This window comes from Affinundibacterium fentianense, from assembly GCF_018139545.1.
GTDB classification, from domain to species: Bacteria; Pseudomonadota; Gammaproteobacteria; order Burkholderiales; family Burkholderiaceae_D; genus Undibacterium; species Undibacterium fentianense.
Genome location: NZ_JAGSPJ010000001.1, coordinates 484,834 through 503,463, shown reverse-complemented (window position 1 = coordinate 503,463; position 18,630 = coordinate 484,834). Strand labels below are relative to the sequence as shown.

Below are 18,630 nucleotides of genomic sequence, written 5' to 3'. Positions count from 1 at the left end.
ATTTCTATCTAACCCGATAAACTGCAGAAATTCGTTACACTGCTTAATGGCAGTAAGTATTCCCCTATAATGTGTTACCTCAACTAAAAGTGTTATAAAAGTTTTGAACAAACATCTTTATCCTATCCCAAGTCGAGAGGAAATCCTCGACGTATTGCGAACTTCAAAAACTAGTTTGAAGGCAACTTCGATTGCAAAAAAATTGGGTGTGAAACCCGCGGAGATCGACGGCATGACCAAACGTCTGAAAGCGATGGAGCGCGAGCGACAAGTTGCGCAAGATAAATCCGGAAATTTCTCGATTGTCGTTCAAGATAATTTGATTATTGGACGCGTCAGTAGTCACCGTGATGGTTATGGATTCTTAACTCCAGATGATGGCAGTCCAGATTTGTTCTTACCTGAGCGAGAAATGTCGAGAATCCTAAATGGAGATCGAATCAGTGCCCGAGTTGTTGGCACTGATCGCAAAGGGCGCCTTGAGGGGAGTGTTTTTGAAATATTGGAACGCGCTAACACGCACATAATTGGACGTTTAATTCAAGAAAATGGTGTTTGGCTTATAGCGCCCGAAGATAATCGAATCAATCAAGATATTTTGTTGTCAGGATCTCCTGGGAAGGTGAGGGCTGGACAAGTCGTTAGCGTTGAGATCGTTGATCAACCCACAAAGTATTCTCAAGCGATAGGTAAGATAGTTGAAGTACTTGGTGAAATTGATGATCCCGGTATCGAAATAGAAATCGCCGTGCGAAAATTTGGTGTTCCGCATATATTTTCTGATGCAGCACAAAAAGCGTCGAGTAAGTTGCCGTTTGAAGTTAATTCGGACGAGTTAGAGGATAGGGTCGATTTGCGCGATGTGCCTTTGGTAACCATCGACGGAGAGGATGCGCGTGACTTTGATGATGCAGTGTATTGTGAGCCCTGCAAGGTGGGACGTACCAAGGCATATCGTTTATTGGTGGCGATAGCAGATGTCAGTCATTATGTGAAACCGAATGACCCTATTGATAGAGACGCACTTTTACGTAGTACTTCTGTGTATTTTCCACGTAGAGTGATTCCTATGCTTCCGGAAAAATTATCAAACGGATTGTGTTCACTCAATCCTAATGTCGATCGATTGACTCTGGTTTGCGATATGGTTATTTCTCTAGATGGTGAGGTAACGGCGTATCAATTCTATCCAGCTGTGATGCATTCCGCTGCACGTTTCACTTATACCGAAGTTGCTGCAATTTTAGGAAATACAAAGGGACCCGAGGCCCACAAACGCTTGCCTTTAGTTCCCCACTTAATGCATTTATATGAAGCGTTTCAAATTCTTTTAAAAGCACGCCATCGGCGTGGTGCGATCGATTTTGAAACAACAGAAACTTATATTGTTGCTAATGCAGCTGGAAAGATTGAGAAAATTCTACCTCGTACAAGAAATGATGCACATCGCCTGATTGAAGAATGTATGCTGGCTGCGAATGTCTGTGCCGCTAGTTTGTTGCAAGAATATGAACATTTGGGTGTCTACAGGATTCACGCAGGACCAACCAAAGAAAAATTGACGCAAGTTCGGAATTTCTTACGTCAAGTCGGTTTGAATCTCATGGGGGGGGATACCCCTTCAGCCTCAGACTATGCTCAGTTGATGGATAAGATTAAGAATCGACCGGACTCACAGCTATTGCAGACGATGCTCTTAAGATCGATGCAGCAGGCTGTTTATAGTCCAGACAATATCGGACATTTCGGATTATCTTACGACGCTTACGCGCACTTTACGAGCCCGATTCGCCGTTATCCTGATTTGTTAACACATCGTGCGATCAAAGCGATTTTGCAAGGAAAAAAATATGACCCCAAAGGTATCGATACTAGTACATTGAATACGACGATTTCGAATGCAGCGCGAAAGCAAATAGCGGCCGATAGAGCAGCAGGGAAAGAGCGTCAGCAGAAGGAGCAAACCATTTGGGATATGCTGGGAACCCACTGTTCCGCCAATGAGCGACGTGCCGACGAGGCGTCACGAGATGTAGAAGCATGGCTAAAGTGCTACTACATGAAAAGCAAACTTGGGGAAGAATTCAGCGGAACAATTTCGGGCGTCACGCAATTTGGATTGTTCGTGCAACTGGATGAAATGTTCGTTGAGGGGCTTGTGCATATTACGGAACTTGGTTCAGACTATTTCCAATTTGACGAAGCGCGACATGAATTACGGGGGGAACGTACTGGCAAACGCTATCAATTGACTGATAAGGTCAAAGTAGTGGTAAGCCGAGTGGATATCGATGCGAGAAAGATCGATTTGTCGCTGGCCATTAACCCAGTGTCGAGTCGTGTCTTGAAGGTTCGAGAGAGCGAAGACTTGGTTCCTAGTCGCTCCATTAAACGTACTACGTCTATCAAAAATACCAAAGCGGTCGCTTCAAAATCTAATCGAGAAAGTCAAGTCGATCCTGTTGCGACGAAAAAAAACGTCAATCAAAGAAAAGCAATGGCAACCTCTGTCGGAGCCGGACGCAAATCTAAAACAAGCAAGCCCACTCGTAGAAAACTCTGATTTGGTCTGTAGTAGGAATTAATTTTTGAAATGAATTTGTTAGAGAATTAGGATATGAAAAGTAAAATGATTTTTGGCTTCCACGCTGTGACATCGAGAATTCGACATGAGGCAGCATCTGTGGAGGAGATTTATGTCGACAGTGACCGTTCTGATCGTCGTATGCAGGAATTGATTCACGCTGCACGTTCTGCAGGAATTCGGATTATTCAAGCAGATGATCAGCGTTTGTCAAATATTGTCGGCACGAGACGGCATCAAGGTGTTGTTGCAAAAGCTGGTGAACTGTCCTTGGCTCGGAATCTCGATGAATTATTGGATGCAATTGAGGGGCCACCGTTACTGTTGATCTTGGATGGAATTACGGATCCACACAATCTCGGTGCGTGTTTACGTGTTGCTGACGGAGTCGGTGCTCATGCAGTGATCGCACCGAAAGATAGGGCAGTTGGATTGAATGCGACTGCCGAGAAAGTCGCAAGTGGCGCTGCTGAAACGGTTCCTTATATTACGGTAACGAATTTGGCTCGTACGATTCGCGATTTGAAGGAACGCGATATTTGGGTTATTGGTACATCAGATGACGTGGAAAAAACTATTTATGATGTCGATTTTAAAGTTGGAACCGCAATCGTCATGGGAAATGAAGGCGAGGGCATGCGCCGTTTAACTAGAGAAAGCTGTGATGTTTTGGTGCAAATTCCGATGTTGGGATCGGTTGAAAGTCTAAATGTATCAGTTGCGTCAGGTGTTTGTTTATACGAAGCACGACGCCAACGAATCACTTCTCGTTAAATCGAGGCTCAAGAGGAAAATTCGTAATGAATTTTCCTTTAAGCTCTTTGCAACTGAGTTGCCATGAGTCTGCGACCTTTTCAAAAAAAGTTTACACTTCTGCTTTGCATAGATTTCCACGCTCTATTGTGTAGCCCTGTGTAAGTCAAGTACCCTATATTTTTATTACGCCATGTTCAAGCAATTACGTGAAGATATCGCTAGTATCATTCAACGCGATCCTGCGGCCAGAAATGCCTGGGAAGTCATCACCTGTTACCCAGGCTTGCAAGCAATTGTGATGCATCATTGGGCTAGTTGGTGTTGGACGCATCATTTTAAATGGCTAGGTCGGTTCATCGCCCATATTGCTCGCTTTTTGACGGGTATTGAAATCCATCCTGGCGCGACGATTGGTAAGCGAGTTTTCATTGATCACGGTTTTGGAGTTGTAATTGGGGAAACTGCGGTTGTCGGTGATGACTGCACCATTTATCAAGGTGTCACTTTGGGAGGGACTTCGCTGACCAAGGGGGCAAAACGCCATCCGACCCTAGAGCATGGTGTGATCGTTGGCGCAGGAGCAAAAGTATTGGGTGGTTTTACCGTCGGTGCTGGCGCTAAAATTGGTTCTAATTCGGTGGTGGTAAAACCAGTTCCAGCCGGGGCAACGGCTGTCGGCAACCCTGCGCATATTGTGAAGGCTGAGCGACCATCAGAACGATTCGGCGAGGTATTAGGCTTCAGCGCATACGGATTAAATCCAAGTGGTGATGATCCCATTTCGAAAGCTTTTCGACAATTAACAGAGCATGTTTGTTCGCAACAAGAACAAATTGAACAGTTGCGCCTTGCAATTCAAGTAGCCGGTATTTCATGTGCGAAGTCCGCAGATGAAAAGAGAATTGATGCGGATGAAATTACTTCGTTGGTTGATTAAAACTGACGGAGAATCCACAGAGTATTATTTTATTGATTGCAATTCACGCGCAAATGGTGCACGAAATCGTAGTTCTCCGCCTGAATCTAATTCCAGCCAGCCGCCGCGCTGATGACCAATTTGATCGTAGTCCCAATCGGGAAGTACATAGCGTTCGTAATTGCCATGTTGATGTATTGCTGTTCTGTGCGTGTGTCCGTGAATGAAAGTGCACTCAGGGTAATTTAGAAGCAATTGTTCAACGGCATTTTGATTGACGTCCATAATTGTCATGCTTTTTTGATTTTGTGCTGAGGCACTGGTACTACGCATAGTATCAATGATTGCTTTACGTTCGGTTAGAGGCAAAGTTAGAAATTGATTTTGCCACGCCGTTTCCCTAACCATGGATCGAAAAGTCATGTAATCATGGTCATCTGTGCACAAGGAATCACCATGCGACAGCAATAGTTTTCTGCCTTCTATTGTGATGAATGTCGGATCCGGAAGTAAATGAACTCCAGCCTCTTGCGCAAAGTGATTCCCAATCAAAAAATCGCGGTTTCCAGCGATCCAATATAGCTTTACACCGTTATCGCTTAGTTTTCGGAGAGCTTGAATGATGATCTGATGATAGGGTGAGGCGCCATCATCGTCTCCTGCCCAATATTCAAACAAATCACCCAACAAAAAAAGTTGCTGGGCTTGACTTGCTTTTTGTTTTAAAAAATGTAAAAAAAACTCTGTAGTTCTCGGTAAATTTTCACTGAGGTGAACATCTGATACGAACAGTGCAGGAAACCTTGATTGTCGTTCGTTGAAAGTGTTCGGCATATCGTTAAATTGAATCATGTTCGTCAGATACTGTCAGCTCGGTGTGGAACAGCCTTAGACAACTTCAACTTCTTCTATCACAATGTTCTCAACTGGAACATCTGCGAACATTCCTGAACGCGTTGTTTTAGAAAGTGAAATCTTATCGACAATTTCCTTGCCTTCTACGACTTCGCCAAACACACAGTAACCCCAACCGTCTTGTCCTGGGTAGTCTAAGAAGTCGTTATTCGTTGTATTGATAAAGAATTGTGCGGAAGCTGAATGAGGATCACTTGTTCTCGCCATTGCAACGCTATAACGTATGTTCTTCAAGCCATTCTTTGCTTCGTTTTCGACATGGGAGCTGGTCGGTTTTTGTTTCATTCCAATCTCAAATCCACCACCTTGGATCATGAACCCAGCAATAACGCGATGGAAAATTGTTCCAACATAATGACCTGATTCGGCATAAGCTAAAAAATTGGCTACAGTTTTGGGTGCTTTGTCCGCATTTAATTCAAGTTTAATCGCACCAAGATTGGTTGTCAGTATTACTGCCATAATGAACCTCTCTGAAAAAGGAATTGGATTATTTTACTAATTTGATAGAAAGAATAATGACTGGTTTAACAGGAACGTTTTGGTAAATACTTACCTCTGAAGTTGCTGAAGTTTTTATTTTCTCAACAACATCCCAACCTTCGATGACCTTTCCAAATGGCGTATACCCAGCGGCAAAAATAAGTGCTCTGGCACGGGGTAAGCTGATCGGTTCGCCATTTTTCATAATTTGTACTGGATCACCTTCTGGGAGTGCTTGATAATTCAGAAAGTCGTTGTTGTTCACGTTGATATAAAACTGCGCTCGAGCAGAGTTTGGGTCATTTGTTCTCGCCATCGCGATGGTTCCGATGTCATTTTTTAGTTCATGTTCAAATGCGATCTTTGCTTCCGAGACAACAGGCTTATCGGTCGGCTTTTCACGCATAGAGACATCAAGTCCACCACCCTGTATCATAAAGTTGTCAATTACTCGATGAAAAATCGTTTTATTGTAATGGCCCTTTTTGACATATCTGAGAAAATTCTCGACGGTTTTTGGTGCTTTTTCAGGGTAAAGTTCCAAGACGATATCGCCGACCGACGTTTTAATATTGACGCGTGGAAATTCCTCTGCATGTGCAATATTTGAAATGGCAGTAACGCAAGACAGGATTGCGATCAAGGTGACTCGACGTTGAAATTGTATGAACATACGTTACTCCTTTGTCTAAATTAACTTCCGGTTTTCTCTTGTTTGATTAGCCACTTACCATCTTGTTTAACCATTACTAGCGTTTTTCTGCTGCTAGCAACCAATGCGCCAGATTGATAATTCTGCCGAAACTTCACGGTCGCTAGATTCCCTTCGATTTGAATTGTTGGCGTATCAATTTTCACAGAAATCTTACCCTTTCCCTCAATTCTTGCACGCCGTTCTTCCATCCAAGACTTCCGTGACTCACCGTTTGGGGTCTGAAAATCTTTCGCATAGTGGGCGAGATAAGCAGTTGTATTTTTTGAGCTCCAGACATTGAGCCAGCGATTCACTGATTGCATCACTTCTGCTTGCGCTTTTGCGTTAGATTTGGTGTTCGTCGCTTTAACAGTGTTTATCGTGTTTGAGTTGGTCGCTACAATTTTAGAGGGAGTTTTGAATTTATCATCGGTACTTTGTGTTCCTCTCGTGTTAACTTTCGCAATCTCACGAACTGCTTCAGGCTCTATTTTGATACCCGCGACCTGATTATTGTCTTCGTAGACGATGCGCCATAATCCAGACTCCTTTGCCCAGTACTGACGACGCTTGCTTGAAGTAAGTCCTTTGTTTGTTTGCACGTCGATCGTAAAATTAGCGACAATTAGTTCTTCCCGGCCAGGGTATTTAAATTGTGAGATTTCTCGTACTTTGAATGCGTTTATACTTGAACCTAGGGACTGTATTTGCCGACTTACCCAGCTACTCGCACCTTCACTATTTATGCCTTTGAAATTTTTACTGTAAATCGGTAAGATGCTGTTAGGATTTTGCGTATTGAAACTTTGCTGCCAATTTTCAATCAGAATTCTCGCTTGCTGCTTTTCGAGAAGCCATGCAGCCTTGCTTAAAAATTCAATTTTTTCGGTGATGATCACTGGCGTCTTTGCGACGTCAACAGTCGCAGCGATTTTTAAAAAATCCGGATTTGCGAGTACAACGCAACCGTCGGATGCAAGAGGGGCTCTACTGTAATTTGTTGATGGAACGCCATGTAACCATATTCCAGAACCGCCGCGTCCTTTTAGTTTGTCCCATTCATTCGGATAGTTGAGCGGGAGCGCGCCTGGTCCGTAGAAGTCGGGTAACTTTGATCCGGGCAATCTGTTTGTAATATAGTAGACGCCTACTGGAGTGCGTTGGTCGCCCTCCTTAAATTTGTCCATGCCGAGTTTGCCTTGGCTGACGTAGTAATCGCTAACTAGACTAGGAACACCAGCAACGTTCTCGTATAAATAAAGACGGGCTCTTTTGGCGTCCATTACCAACGCGTAACGTTGTTCGTCGTTTAGTTGCAATAAAACGCTAGGGATTTGATCTTTGCTAGGTCGTTCAGTTATAGCGCGTAGGCGTGCCACTGCCTCATCATTCAGATCGCGTAATTTGTCTTGCGGTGCATTTTTTACGTTTCCGAATCGAGCAATTGGTCTCGCTCGCATTGCGATTAAATCACCGCGAATCAAGTGGCCTAAATGAAAATTAGGATAGGCAATCAATAATTCATCGACTTTTGCTTGCGCTTTATCAAGTTCGTTATTTGCTAAAAAACGATAGATTTCAATTAATAACAAATCCGCGTTGGGTCCGCTGCGTTCGCCAGTCTGCAAGACCACCTTGTTCGAGGGATTGTTGTTGGCAAAAGCTACATTTGGCTTCGCCAAGAGTATGGTTACAGTGCTTAGTACAGGAAATGAAATTGCTCCAATTAACCAGTAAATTGGAGCTTTGCTACGATAAAATGAACGCATTAGTTACCCGAGCGCTCCTGCTTGATCAGCCATTTGCCATCTTGCTTAGTTAAAATCAAGGTCTTGCGACTTGTTGAAGATAAACGATCTGATGAGTAATACTGTTTGAATCTAATCGTTGCTGTGCTGCCATCTACATTGATGGTAGGATCGTCTATTCTGACACCAATTTTTCCCTTCCCTTCAATTCTTGATCGACGATCTTCGGCCCATATACTTCGCGCCTCGCCTTTCGGGGTTTGGAAATCTTTAGCATAAAAAGATAAGTATTTTTGAACGTCTTGATTGCTCCAAGCTTTTGCCCAACTTTCAACCATGCTTAAGGCTTGGTCTTTTTCATTGGTCGCTGCGACAGACTTTTGCGGACTGACTTGCGGCAATTTTGGTTCAACAGCTTTGGTCGGTGGCGGTGGCGTTACTGTTGATGTATTCGGAATATTTGCAATGGGCGCTGGATTACTTGTTGTGCTTGTTTTAGGATTGGTGCCACCAGTGGTGTTACCAATTAAATTTTTAACCAAGTTTAATTTCAGTTTTGCAGTCGAGTTAGCAGAGTCAAGTTGCAATGCTTTGTCATAGGACTGGCTCGCCAATTTTGCGTACACATCGCCTAAATTTTCATGTGCTGTGCCATAAGTCGGATTGGTGCGTATTGCCATTTCGAGTGCCGCGCTTGCTTTTAAATATTGACCATTTGATGCATATAGAACAGCAAGGTTGTTGTACGGCTCAGGTAATTCTGGATAGTCATCGGTTAATTTGCTAAAGACAACGATAGCATCAGCTGACTTGTTTTGTTCTGTGAGGATAATACCCTTCAAGAAGCGCATCTGCGCATCTTTCGGACGTTGAGCTAACACAGCATCGATTTTCTTGATGGCCTCGTTCAATTGTCCAGCTTTATATAATTTAGTTGCATCACTGGCATCGTCCGCAAATGCCATTGGAGTTAGGCCAACAGTAAATACGACTGCAGCGAATGCGGTTTTAAGTGAGTGTCGCATAATTTAACGTGGGGTCTTTTCTAAAGGATTGTCTCAAAATCGGGAATTCAGGCACATTGTTATGTTGCTCGAAGGTCAGGCGCAATCTTAACAAATAAACCTGTGATCGCGTTGTAGAACTTGTTATATTGAGGCGAAAAAGTGGCATTGCGAGCATTGAAATGGAAATTTTCTACTTCCCGATTAAGAATTTGTTCGTCCTGCGCGGACGCAACATTAATAATGTCTTCATTTCTGAAGTTCAGATTGAAGTGAAAGCAATGATTTTGAATTATTGGGTGGAAAAGTGATTTTCTATTTTTTTTTGCTTAAAATCCTTGGTGTTATTTTGGTGAACATCAAAAGTTAGCCTCTTTGTTCATCAGTTAATGTAAAATTGACGGTTTTCTTTTAGCTAATGCTTGGACGTTCAATTGCCGCGCATCAGTTGGTAGTGTTTTTGTATTACGGAAGACAAAAGTATGCATAAAGTTAAGAGTGTCCGTAATGTCGACTTACAGGTGCCAAATTATTGGGAAGAGGCAAAATCCGAGTTGATGAAACGCGACCGCATTTTGCGTAAATTAATTCCTCAATTTGGCGATCTTTATTTGTTAGGCCGGGATGATTCGTTCACGACTTTAACTCGCTCGATTATTGGTCAACAAATTTCGGGAATTTCTGCTAACGCACTTTGGGAAAAGTATCTACGTGTCTGTCCCAAGTCGTCACCTGCAGAAGTGCTAAGTGTAGGGAAGTTAGGCTTGTTGGCATGCGGCCTTTCAAAACGAAAGACAGACTATATTTTGGATCTCGCTGGGCACTTCAAGGATGGTAGCGTTCATGTTGATAATTGGGTTGACATGTCTGATGAGGCAGTGATCGCGGAGCTAACGCAGATTCGCGGGATTAGCCGTTGGACTGCCGAAATGTTCTTGATTTTTAATTTGTTGCGTCCGAATATACTGCCTTTAGATGATCCTGGCTTGATTACTGGGATTAGCAAAAATTATTTTTCTGGTGAGCCAGTTTCTCGTATTGATATACGAGAGGTTGCGGCGAACTGGGAGCCTTGGCGGACGGTTGCCACTTGGTACATGTGGCGCAGTTTAGATGAAAAAACGATTTAACTTGATACAATCAAGCTTATTGATTAATGCGTGTAGATTTTTTAAGGGGACACGATGACTAAAACGACATTTCTTGGATTCGAGCAATCTATTGCTGAGCTTGAGACCAAAATTGAAGAGCTGCGTTTTGTTCAAGATGATTCTGCAGTCGATATTTCGGAAGAAATTGATAGACTCTCACAGAAGAGTCAAATGTTGACCAAAGATATTTATGCGAAATTGACGCCTTGGCAAGTTTCGCAAATTTCACGTCACCCACAACGTCCGTATACACTTGACTATATTTCTCAAATTTTTACAGATTTTCATGAATTGCATGGTGATCGTGCTTTTGCGGATGACTTGGCAATCGTCGGTGGACTTGCTCGATTTAATGGTCAGGCTTGCATGGTCATAGGCCATCAAAAAGGTCGCGATACAAAAGAACGGGCGATGCGGAATTTTGGTATGCCTAAGCCTGAGGGGTACCGTAAAGCGATGCGTTTGATGAAATTAGCGGAGAAGTTTGATATCCCCGTGTTTACCTTTATTGATACCACTGGCGCTTGGCCTGGAATCGATGCTGAGGAGCGAGGTCAATCTGAGGCGATTGGCCACAACTTGTATGTCATGGCGGAGTTAAAGGTGCCATTGATTGCGACGATAATCGGTGAGGGCGGCTCAGGCGGGGCTCTCGCATTAGCTGTTGGTGATGCGGTCTTGATGTTGCAGTATGCAACTTATTCCGTGATTTCACCCGAGGGATGTGCTTCGATTCTTTGGAAGACTTCTGAGCGAGCATCTGATGCAGCGGAAGCTTTAGGGTTAACGGCAAATCGCTTAAAAGCAATGGGTTTGATCGATAAGATTATCAATGAGCCACTCGGCGGCGCGCATCGCGATCCAAAGCAAATGTGTGCACTTGTAAAGCGAGCTTTGGCGGATACTTTACGCCAGTTCCAAGGAATGAAAACGAAAGAACTGCTCGCAAATCGACATGAAAAATTAATGAGTTATGGTAAATTTAAGGAAACTCGAGTCTCCGAATGAAAACTGAGCACTTAAAAAGTGCAAGAGAATTAGAAGAGCGTTTTTTACTTAAATTAACAGATATTCTCCAGCATCAACTGAGAAATCAAAACGAAGAGACAAGACTTGCGGTTGCATATAGCGGGGGCCTTGACTCGACTGTTTTGTTAGATCTCACGATACAATTTGCAAAGAAAAAAAGTGTCCCCGTCTTTGCTTACCATGTCAATCATGGTATCAGCAAGTTTTCAGATGATTGGCAACAACATTGCGAGAAACAATGTAAGACTTTCAATGTCCCCTTTCGGGCGACGCGAGTTTTGGTCGATAATCAAGGGCACGGAATTGAAGCCTCCGCAAGGAAGCAAAGATATCGAGCACTTGGTGAAATGTGTCTTGCAGACACTGTGAATCTTTTGATGGTTGCACATCACCTTGAAGATCAAGCTGAAACTATTTTGATGCAGCTCTTTCGAGGTACTGGTTTGCGAGGTTTGACCGGTATGGACGAGGTGAATATCGCTCCTGACCTACTTCAAACAGACCAAGTATCGATTTGTCGACCGTTACTAACGGAATCAAAAAGCGACCTGCAATCCTATTTGAAATCGAAATCGCAAGTGTTCATCACCGACGAATCAAATAGTGATTTGGAATATACCCGGAATGCTCTACGGCATTTAGTAATGCCTCAAATTGCACGAATTTTTCCAGGTTTCTCTAATCGGATAATTCGAACGGCGGGTCATGTTCGCTCTGCCCAAACTTTATTGAATCAACTCGCAGAATTTGATGTGGATGCGTGTCTGGTTAAAACCAATGAGCTCGACTTGCATCGGTTCCGCCGTTTAAATACCGAACGATTGGTTAACGCATTTCGATATTGGCTAACATTGAATCAAGTCCAACCACCGTCAAGCACAAAAACCGTTGAAATTCTCTCACAATTGTTAAATGCGAGAGAAGACGCTAGGGTCACGATTGAACATGGCGATTTTTCCATTTATCGATCACAAGATAGAATTTTCGTCGTTGAAACGCAATTCCAGTCGAAGGATCGCGTTGATTTTAAGTATCTTTGGAATGGCGATGAGACGGTGTATTTTCCACAGTTTAGAGGCCATCTAATTTTTAGATCAAGCGATACTGGCATTAGCCGCGAAGTTTTGAAGAAATCAGAGTTGGTTTTTCGTAGTAGATCTGGTGGCGAGCGCCTTCGACTTGGAAGAAAAAGACCCACACGGGATTTGAAAAGTCATTTTCAAAGTGCAAAAATACCTTTTTGGCAACGAGGTCAGGTTCCATGCATTTATGTTGGGGAAAAACTCTTTTTTGTTGGATTATTAGGGATGGACGCAGAGTTTATTTCTGAGCCTAAAGATTTTGCAGCAGGCTTGTTGGTGCCTAATTTGATTCAGCTTATTTGGGTCCCTGATCACGATTCTAACATCAGCAAATAGTGAAAGTAAGTAAATATGACTCGACAAATTGTTCTTGATACCGAGACGACAGGGATAAATCCTCGTATGGGGAATCGCGTGATTGAAATTGGTTGTGTAGAGTTAATTAATCGCAAACTAACGGGGAATAATTTTCATCGTTATATTAATCCTGAGCGTGACTCAGAAGAGGGGGCGCTTGCGGTTCATGGTTTGACCACGGAATTTCTGAGGGATAAACCGATTTTTGCACAAATTATTCAAGAATTTATCGAGTATGTGAAGGGCGCGGAATTGGTCATTCATAATGCACCTTTTGATATGGGCTTTTTGAATTCGGAATTTGAAAGACTTGAATATCCTAAGGTGGAATCGATTGTTGAGGGTGTCGTCGATACTTTGGCTCAAGCAAAAGAATTGCACCCTGGAAAGAGAAATTCATTAGATGCGCTATGTGATCGATATGAAATTTCAAATGCACACAGGAAATTGCACGGTGCATTATTAGATGCAGAGCTACTCGCCGACGTGTTTTTGGCAATGTCACGTGGGCAAAATAGTTTTAGTATTGAAATAGAGGAAGTGGAGGCTAAGCCGGACGTCGATGTAAGCGATGAGGTAGAGTTCGATTTTGAAGTGAAATTAATTACCGCATCTCAACAAGAATTGGAGAGTCATGAATTGATTTTGAATGATATTAGCAAGGCATCTCAAGGCAATTGCATTTGGCAAAATGGATGAAGTAATCAATAGTAAAGCATGTTTTCCTGTGATGGGTTTGAGAGCCTTGTAAATACCGTGTTGCTACTTTAGCCTCGTGATTTCGACAGAAAACCAACAAGAACCGATATTTTTTTTTGATCGCCACCCTAAAGTGGCGTTTTTTTTTGCCGTTAAAACTCTCAGCGGCTGTAGGAAAAAAAGATTAAAAATATTTTGCTTCAACCCTAAAGTTTTGCAAATGTTGGCCGTTAATGTTTTAGGAGATTGAGAAATCTCATTGAAATATTCGTTAAGTCTTTGATTTATTTGAATTTAAAAGCTACCTGCCCTTAGTTTTTAAATTTAACTTCAAAATTAAGTCATTATTATAAAAATAATGATCTGTCAAAAATAATCCAGTGTAGGATTTTTTCCTACTGGATTTTTCCTGTTTTTCCGTGAAAATTTCCAGCGTTCTGCCGATACAAGCAAATTTCTTGAGGTCTCACAATCTATCTCACTGGCAACACATTTCGCTAGGGCAAATAAGTGGGAGTGAAAAATGACACCAAATGATATGATGGCTGAGATTCGTGATGCAAACTTGAGCTACTTAATGTTGGCGCAGCAAATGATTCGTTCAGATAAAGCGACTGCAATATTTCGCTTGGGGATTAGCAAAGAAATTGCCGATTTGATCGAAGGAATGAATAATGCCCAGATATTGAAGTTGGCGGGTTCCAATATGATGCTCGCCCGATTCCGTTTCGAAGATAGCTCAATTCTTTGCATGCTCACCAACTACAACAAGGAGCGCAGCCTCGCTCACTCCCATGCCGCTATTCTGATGGCGGGTCAAAAGGTCGAAGAAATAGCATAAATTTTTCGAGTCGAACTTTGCAAAATAGGGAGAGGTAAAATGGCAACGAAAAGTATTGTAAATGAAGCTAATGAAATTCAATTAGCAGTGGATTTGGTCAATTTGGGTGCAAGATTGCAGTTGTTGGAGTCAGAAACCTCATTGTCTAGAGAGCGCCTCTTGAAAATTTATAAAGAGTTAAAAGGCGTTTCACCGCCGAAAGGTATGTTGCCTTTTTCGACTGACTGGTTTGTGACATGGCAGCCGAATATCCATTCTTCTTTGTTCATGAATATCTTTAAGTACTTACGGGAGCATGCCGGAATTGATGGAATTCATGCCGTTGTGAAGGCTTATAAGCTTTATCAAGAGCAGATGCCCACGCCGGACGGGGATGAACCAGTATTATCACTCACACGTGCTTGGACGCTCGTACGTTTTTTTGAAGGTAATATGCTATCTTTTGTGAAATGTGAGTGTTGCGGTGGTCAATTTGTCGGGCACACCCTTGATCTGCACGATCATTATGCGTGTGGATTATGTCACGTACCATCGCGTGCGGGGAAGACGAAGAAGCAAAGAGCAACGGAGCCTGAGCGACTCCTGAATTAACTCTTTTTGACATTTTTTTCGCCATAGAAAATGTTATGATTTTGCAAGTGAAATCATATCTGGGTGGAAATCTTGAAGTATTCAATTGGAGTTAAATCATTATTCTTGCAATTGGGTTCTTTGCTGTTTTCACTGGCATGTTTTATCGTTATTTCAAAGAGCTTGGGATTATCTTTTTCTGGGCTAACCATTTTGCTGGCGCACGCAGGGCTAGCCGCTTTCTTGGCGTTAGTATTTAAATTTGACTGGTGGTGGGTGCCGATACAGTTTGGCTTTCCATTGCTCGCTTATTTTTGTTTTTTTCAAGACATCCCTCCATCGATTTACCTAGCGATCGCTTCGTTATTAGTTGCAATTTTTTGGTCGACTTTTCGAACCCAAGTTCCTTACTATCCGTCCAAATCTTCGTTGATTTTGCCATTGGTTCGCCTCATCCAAAGTGATAAAGAAATAAAGGTGATTGATATCGGTAGTGGCATGGGGGGATTGGCAATTTCGTTAGCTAGGGAACTTCCATTTGCCACAGTCGTTGGTATTGAAATTGCACCATTGCCTTGGTTAATTAGTCGTATCCATGCGATTGCTGCTCGATCTCGCGCAAAGTTTATATTGGGAAACTTTTATAACGTCAATTTCAGAGAGTTTGATGTTGTTTTTTGCTATCTTTCTCCGGCGGCGATGCCAGCAGTTTGGGATCGTGTGAAATCTGAAATGCGAAACGGGAGTTTATTTTTGAGTTTTGAGTTTATTGTTCCAGATGTTCAACCTGATATTTCTATATGTATAGATAATAGTGACAAGTATTTATACGGTTGGCATATATATTGAAACAACAAAAATATATTTTTTGGGCAATATTTTAGAAAATGTTGCCTAATGTTATGAGATCGCTGGTATTCTTCAGATGTATCTTGAAGCCGCAAGTTTCGAGTCAATCTGTTTAAGGAGTCTAACTCGTGTTAGTTATAGTGGGTTACATCGTTGTTTGTGGTTCCGTATTTGGCGGATTTATTTTGGCTGGCGGACATATGGCTGTTCTATTTCAGCCAATCGAACTGCTGATGATCGGTGGTGCGGCAGTAGGTGCTTCTCTGGTCGGGAATAATTCAAAGACAATTAAGGCATCGCTCAAGGCACTGCCGACTATCTTTAAAGGTTCCAAATACAACAAAGCGATGTATATGGAATTAATGACGATGTTGTTTGATGTGTTGACTAAAATTCGAAAAGAAGGCTTGATGTCAATTGAGGGAGATATTGAAAAACCCGAAGAGAGTCCTTTATTTAGTAAGTACACTTTGGTAGTTTCTGATCATCACCTAATGGAGTTCTTAGGTGATTATTTGCGTTTAATGGTGTCCGGAAATATGGATGCTTTCCAGATCGAAAATTTGATGGATAATGAGTTGGAAACGCATCATCATGAGGGGGCGATGCCAGCGCATTTTATGGCGAAATTGGGTGATGGTTTGCCAGCGTTTGGTATCGTTGCTGCGGTGATGGGTGTTGTCCATACTATGGAATCGGTAGGTATCCCGCCTGCAGAGTTGGGTATTTTGATCGCAAAAGCGCTTGTCGGTACCTTTTTAGGTATTCTGCTTGCATATGGTTTTGTCGGACCTATCTCGAGCCTACTCGAGCAGAAACTCGAGGAATCGTCCAAAACATTTCAATGCGTAAAGGTGACATTGCTTGCGAGTTTAAATGGATATGCTCCAGCCCTATCTGTGGAGTTTGGTCGAAAAGTTTTGTATTCAACCGAGCGTCCAACTTTTTCCGAGTTGGAAGAACATATTAAACAATCTAAATCAAAATAATAAATTAATAGCTTGATATGGCTAATGAAGAACTACGTCCGATTATAGTTAAGCGAATTAAGAAGGTCGCAGGAGGGCATCACGGTGGTGCTTGGAAGATCGCTTATGCGGATTTTGTGACTGCGATGATGGCTTTTTTTCTATTGATGTGGTTACTAGGCTCGACTGCGAAAGGTAATTTGCAAGGTATTGCTGAGTATTTTCAGACTCCTCTGAAGGTGGCAATGTCGGGTGGCGATGGTAGCGGTGATAGTTCTAGCGTGATTAAGGGTGGGGGCAAAGATTTGTCCTTGCGCGAAGGTCAGACAAAAAAAGGTGATATCGAGGCAGCTAAGAAAACATACAATCTGCAAGCAGCGGAAGCTGCTTTGGCGAAAGTCGATGCAGAGCGACTAAAAGGCCTAAAAGAAAAGATTGAGGCTGCGATTGAATCGAACGGAGTGCTAAAACAATTTAAGAAACAGCTTCTTTTGGATATTACTTCGGAGGGCTTGAGAATTCAAATGGTTGATGAGAAAAATCGACCGATGTTTGCTTCGGCAAAAGCAGATTTACAACCATATACAAAAGAAATTTTGCACGAGATTGGCTTAGCATTGAATGATGTTCCAAATAAAATCAGTTTGTCCGGTCATACCGACGCTGCGCCTTATGGAAATGGTGAGAAAGGTTACAGTAACTGGGAATTGTCTGCAGACCGAGCAAATGCGTCGCGACGAGAGTTGGTTTATGGTGGTATGGATGAAACGAAAGTGTTAAAAATCGTTGGTTTATCTTCTTCAGTCTTATTTGATAAAGAGGATCCGCTAAATCCTATTAACCGACGAATTAGCATCATCGTGATGAATAAGAAAGCTGAGTTGTCTGCCTCCCAAGATGGGGGGGAGGTGGATCAAGGCAAGTCCATTGAAGTGCCTGTAGGAACGAAAAAATAATTTCGCTCATTAATCGCATCAGAAAGTGCAACAACTAGTTTGCAGAATGGGACGCTAAAGATGTCGAAGAAAAAAAACTTGGGTTCGCAAGTTAAACAGCTCCTCTCTGGAGTTTCAGATCATGGTGTCGCGCATTTACTCGAAGTGGAAACTGATTTGGTGCAAACCACTTTGTTATTGGCGGAAGCAATAGAGAAGCTAGGGGAAAGCTTTCTCGATTTGCATGCTTCAATCACATCGCAAGAAGCGCAGATTCTGCAATTGGTGAACACTGGATTAGTCCCGAAAGACAATGTCGATCAATTGGCTAAAATTCAGTCTGATATTGGTTTGCATATTAATAGAGCTGTTACAAGCCTTCAGTTTCAAGATCTGACAAGTCAGTTGATTTCGCGCACCGTGCAAAGAAGCGCCGGTTTGCGTGAATTACTCTCAACACTCGATATGGTTGGAAATGTAATCCCTGCTGATGGCGGTACAGATGAAATTGCACAAGTGCTTAATGAAATCACCGAAAAATTAGAACAACAAAGTAAGGAATTAAAGAGTCTTCTCCGAAGGACTGTGAATCAACAGCATTTGGATAGTGGTGATATTGAATTATTTTAGTGATGGATTGAGCTGAGAATTTTTCTCGATTTTTCTGAATGGAGTAATGATGGCCAAAACAATTTTAGCGGTGGATGATTCAGGATCACTGCGTCAAATGGTGGCATTTAGTTTAAAAGCTGCTGGATATCAAGTCATAGAAGCTGTTGATGGTCAAGATGGTCTTGAAAAAGCCAAGAATCAAGTTGTTGATCTTGTTTTGACCGACCAGAATATGCCTCGTATGGATGGGCTGACTTTGATTAAGTCGTTGCGTGCTTTGTCAACGTATCAACGTGTGCCAATTTTGATGCTTACAACAGAATCTAGTGATGACATGAAAGCAAAGGGACGTGCTGCTGGTGCGAATGGTTGGCTAGTCAAGCCATTTGATCCGCAAAAATTAACCGAGGTCGTGAAAAAAGTAATTGGTTAAAGTG

General features: G+C 42.4%; 19 protein-coding genes. 14 read left to right on the top strand and 5 right to left on the bottom strand.

Annotated elements, in window-relative coordinates; genetic code table 11:
- Window positions 1–103 precede the first annotated feature (103 nt).
- From rnr to cysE, 3 genes are all read left to right on the top strand, one after another.
- Window positions 104–2,563 (top strand): ribonuclease R, encoded by a 2,460-nt coding sequence (gene rnr / locus KDM90_RS02210; protein ID WP_212673958.1) that lies wholly within the window; start codon window positions 104–106, stop codon window positions 2,561–2,563.
- Window positions 2,564–2,617: 54 nt separating this feature from the next.
- Window positions 2,618–3,358 (top strand): 23S rRNA (guanosine(2251)-2'-O)-methyltransferase RlmB, encoded by a 741-nt coding sequence (rlmB, locus tag KDM90_RS02205; protein ID WP_212673957.1) that lies wholly within the window; start codon window positions 2,618–2,620, stop codon window positions 3,356–3,358.
- 172 nt (window positions 3,359–3,530) lie between these two features.
- Complete coding sequence (gene cysE, locus KDM90_RS02200; RefSeq protein WP_212673956.1) at window positions 3,531–4,277, top strand: serine O-acetyltransferase; 747 nt, start codon at window positions 3,531–3,533, stop codon at window positions 4,275–4,277.
- A gap of 24 nt (window positions 4,278–4,301) precedes the next feature.
- On the opposite strand, the gene KDM90_RS02195 is transcribed toward cysE, so the two are convergent.
- The 5 genes from KDM90_RS02195 to KDM90_RS02175 are packed head-to-tail and all read right to left on the bottom strand — an operon-like array spanning window position 4,302 to window position 9,121.
- On the bottom strand, window positions 4,302–5,108 hold the full coding sequence (locus KDM90_RS02195; protein WP_230409554.1) for a UDP-2,3-diacylglucosamine diphosphatase: 807 nt from the start codon (window positions 5,106–5,108) through the stop codon (window positions 4,302–4,304).
- Between the two features lie 36 nt (window positions 5,109–5,144).
- Window positions 5,145–5,633, bottom strand: coding sequence for a peptidylprolyl isomerase (locus KDM90_RS02190; protein ID WP_212673955.1), 489 nt, complete (start codon window positions 5,631–5,633; stop codon window positions 5,145–5,147).
- 28 nt (window positions 5,634–5,661) lie between these two features.
- Window positions 5,662–6,327 carry a peptidylprolyl isomerase gene (locus tag KDM90_RS02185; RefSeq protein WP_212673954.1) on the bottom strand — a complete coding sequence of 222 codons (666 nt, stop codon included), beginning with the start codon at window positions 6,325–6,327 and terminating at the stop codon, window positions 5,662–5,664.
- A gap of 20 nt (window positions 6,328–6,347) precedes the next feature.
- Window positions 6,348–8,117, bottom strand: coding sequence for a L,D-transpeptidase family protein (locus tag KDM90_RS02180; protein ID WP_212673953.1), 1,770 nt, complete (start codon window positions 8,115–8,117; stop codon window positions 6,348–6,350).
- On the bottom strand, window positions 8,117–9,121 hold the full coding sequence (locus KDM90_RS02175; RefSeq protein WP_212673952.1) for a L,D-transpeptidase Cds6 family protein: 1,005 nt from the start codon (window positions 9,119–9,121) through the stop codon (window positions 8,117–8,119). Before KDM90_RS02175 ends, KDM90_RS02180 begins: the two co-directional genes overlap by 1 nt.
- Before the next feature lie 461 nt (window positions 9,122–9,582).
- Between KDM90_RS02175 and KDM90_RS02170 the strand changes: the two genes are divergently transcribed.
- The 11 genes from KDM90_RS02170 (at window position 9,583) to KDM90_RS02120 (ending at window position 18,626) form a co-directional block, all read left to right on the top strand.
- A complete protein-coding gene (locus tag KDM90_RS02170) occupies window positions 9,583–10,230 on the top strand; it encodes a DNA-3-methyladenine glycosylase family protein (protein WP_212673951.1) in 648 nt (215 codons plus the stop codon).
- 54 nt (window positions 10,231–10,284) lie between these two features.
- Window positions 10,285–11,259: an acetyl-CoA carboxylase carboxyltransferase subunit alpha gene (locus KDM90_RS02165; RefSeq protein ID WP_212673950.1), complete on the top strand. Its 975-nt coding sequence runs from the start codon at window positions 10,285–10,287 to the stop codon at window positions 11,257–11,259.
- Window positions 11,256–12,698: a tRNA lysidine(34) synthetase TilS gene (gene tilS, locus KDM90_RS02160; protein WP_212673949.1), complete on the top strand. Its 1,443-nt coding sequence runs from the start codon at window positions 11,256–11,258 to the stop codon at window positions 12,696–12,698. The genes KDM90_RS02165 and tilS overlap by 4 nt, the downstream gene beginning before the upstream one ends.
- A 15-nt stretch (window positions 12,699–12,713) precedes the next feature.
- Window positions 12,714–13,418, top strand: a complete 705-nt coding sequence (dnaQ, locus tag KDM90_RS02155) for a DNA polymerase III subunit epsilon (protein WP_212673948.1) — start codon at window positions 12,714–12,716, stop codon at window positions 13,416–13,418.
- 523 nt (window positions 13,419–13,941) lie between these two features.
- Window positions 13,942–14,259 carry a flagellar transcriptional regulator FlhD gene (flhD, locus tag KDM90_RS02150; protein WP_212673947.1) on the top strand — a complete coding sequence of 106 codons (318 nt, stop codon included), beginning with the start codon at window positions 13,942–13,944 and terminating at the stop codon, window positions 14,257–14,259.
- A gap of 39 nt (window positions 14,260–14,298) precedes the next feature.
- The gene (gene flhC / locus KDM90_RS02145; RefSeq protein ID WP_212673946.1) at window positions 14,299–14,850 is read left to right on the top strand and encodes a flagellar transcriptional regulator FlhC; all 552 of its coding nucleotides are present in this window, start codon (window positions 14,299–14,301) and stop codon (window positions 14,848–14,850) included.
- A 63-nt stretch (window positions 14,851–14,913) separates the two neighbouring features.
- The gene (locus KDM90_RS02140) at window positions 14,914–15,678 is read left to right on the top strand and encodes a class I SAM-dependent methyltransferase (protein WP_212673945.1); all 765 of its coding nucleotides are present in this window, start codon (window positions 14,914–14,916) and stop codon (window positions 15,676–15,678) included.
- Window positions 15,679–15,806: 128 nt separating this feature from the next.
- Window positions 15,807–16,667: a flagellar motor stator protein MotA gene (gene motA, locus KDM90_RS02135; RefSeq protein ID WP_212673944.1), complete on the top strand. Its 861-nt coding sequence runs from the start codon at window positions 15,807–15,809 to the stop codon at window positions 16,665–16,667.
- Between the two features lie 17 nt (window positions 16,668–16,684).
- Window positions 16,685–17,602, top strand: a complete 918-nt coding sequence (gene motB, locus KDM90_RS02130; protein ID WP_212673943.1) for a flagellar motor protein MotB — start codon at window positions 16,685–16,687, stop codon at window positions 17,600–17,602.
- A 60-nt stretch (window positions 17,603–17,662) separates the two neighbouring features.
- Complete coding sequence (locus KDM90_RS02125) at window positions 17,663–18,211, top strand: chemotaxis protein (protein WP_212673942.1); 549 nt, start codon at window positions 17,663–17,665, stop codon at window positions 18,209–18,211.
- Window positions 18,212–18,260: 49 nt separating this feature from the next.
- Entirely contained in the window at window positions 18,261–18,626 is a 366-nt protein-coding gene (locus KDM90_RS02120; RefSeq protein WP_212674470.1) for a response regulator, read from the top strand.
- Window positions 18,627–18,630: the final 4 nt, after the last annotated feature.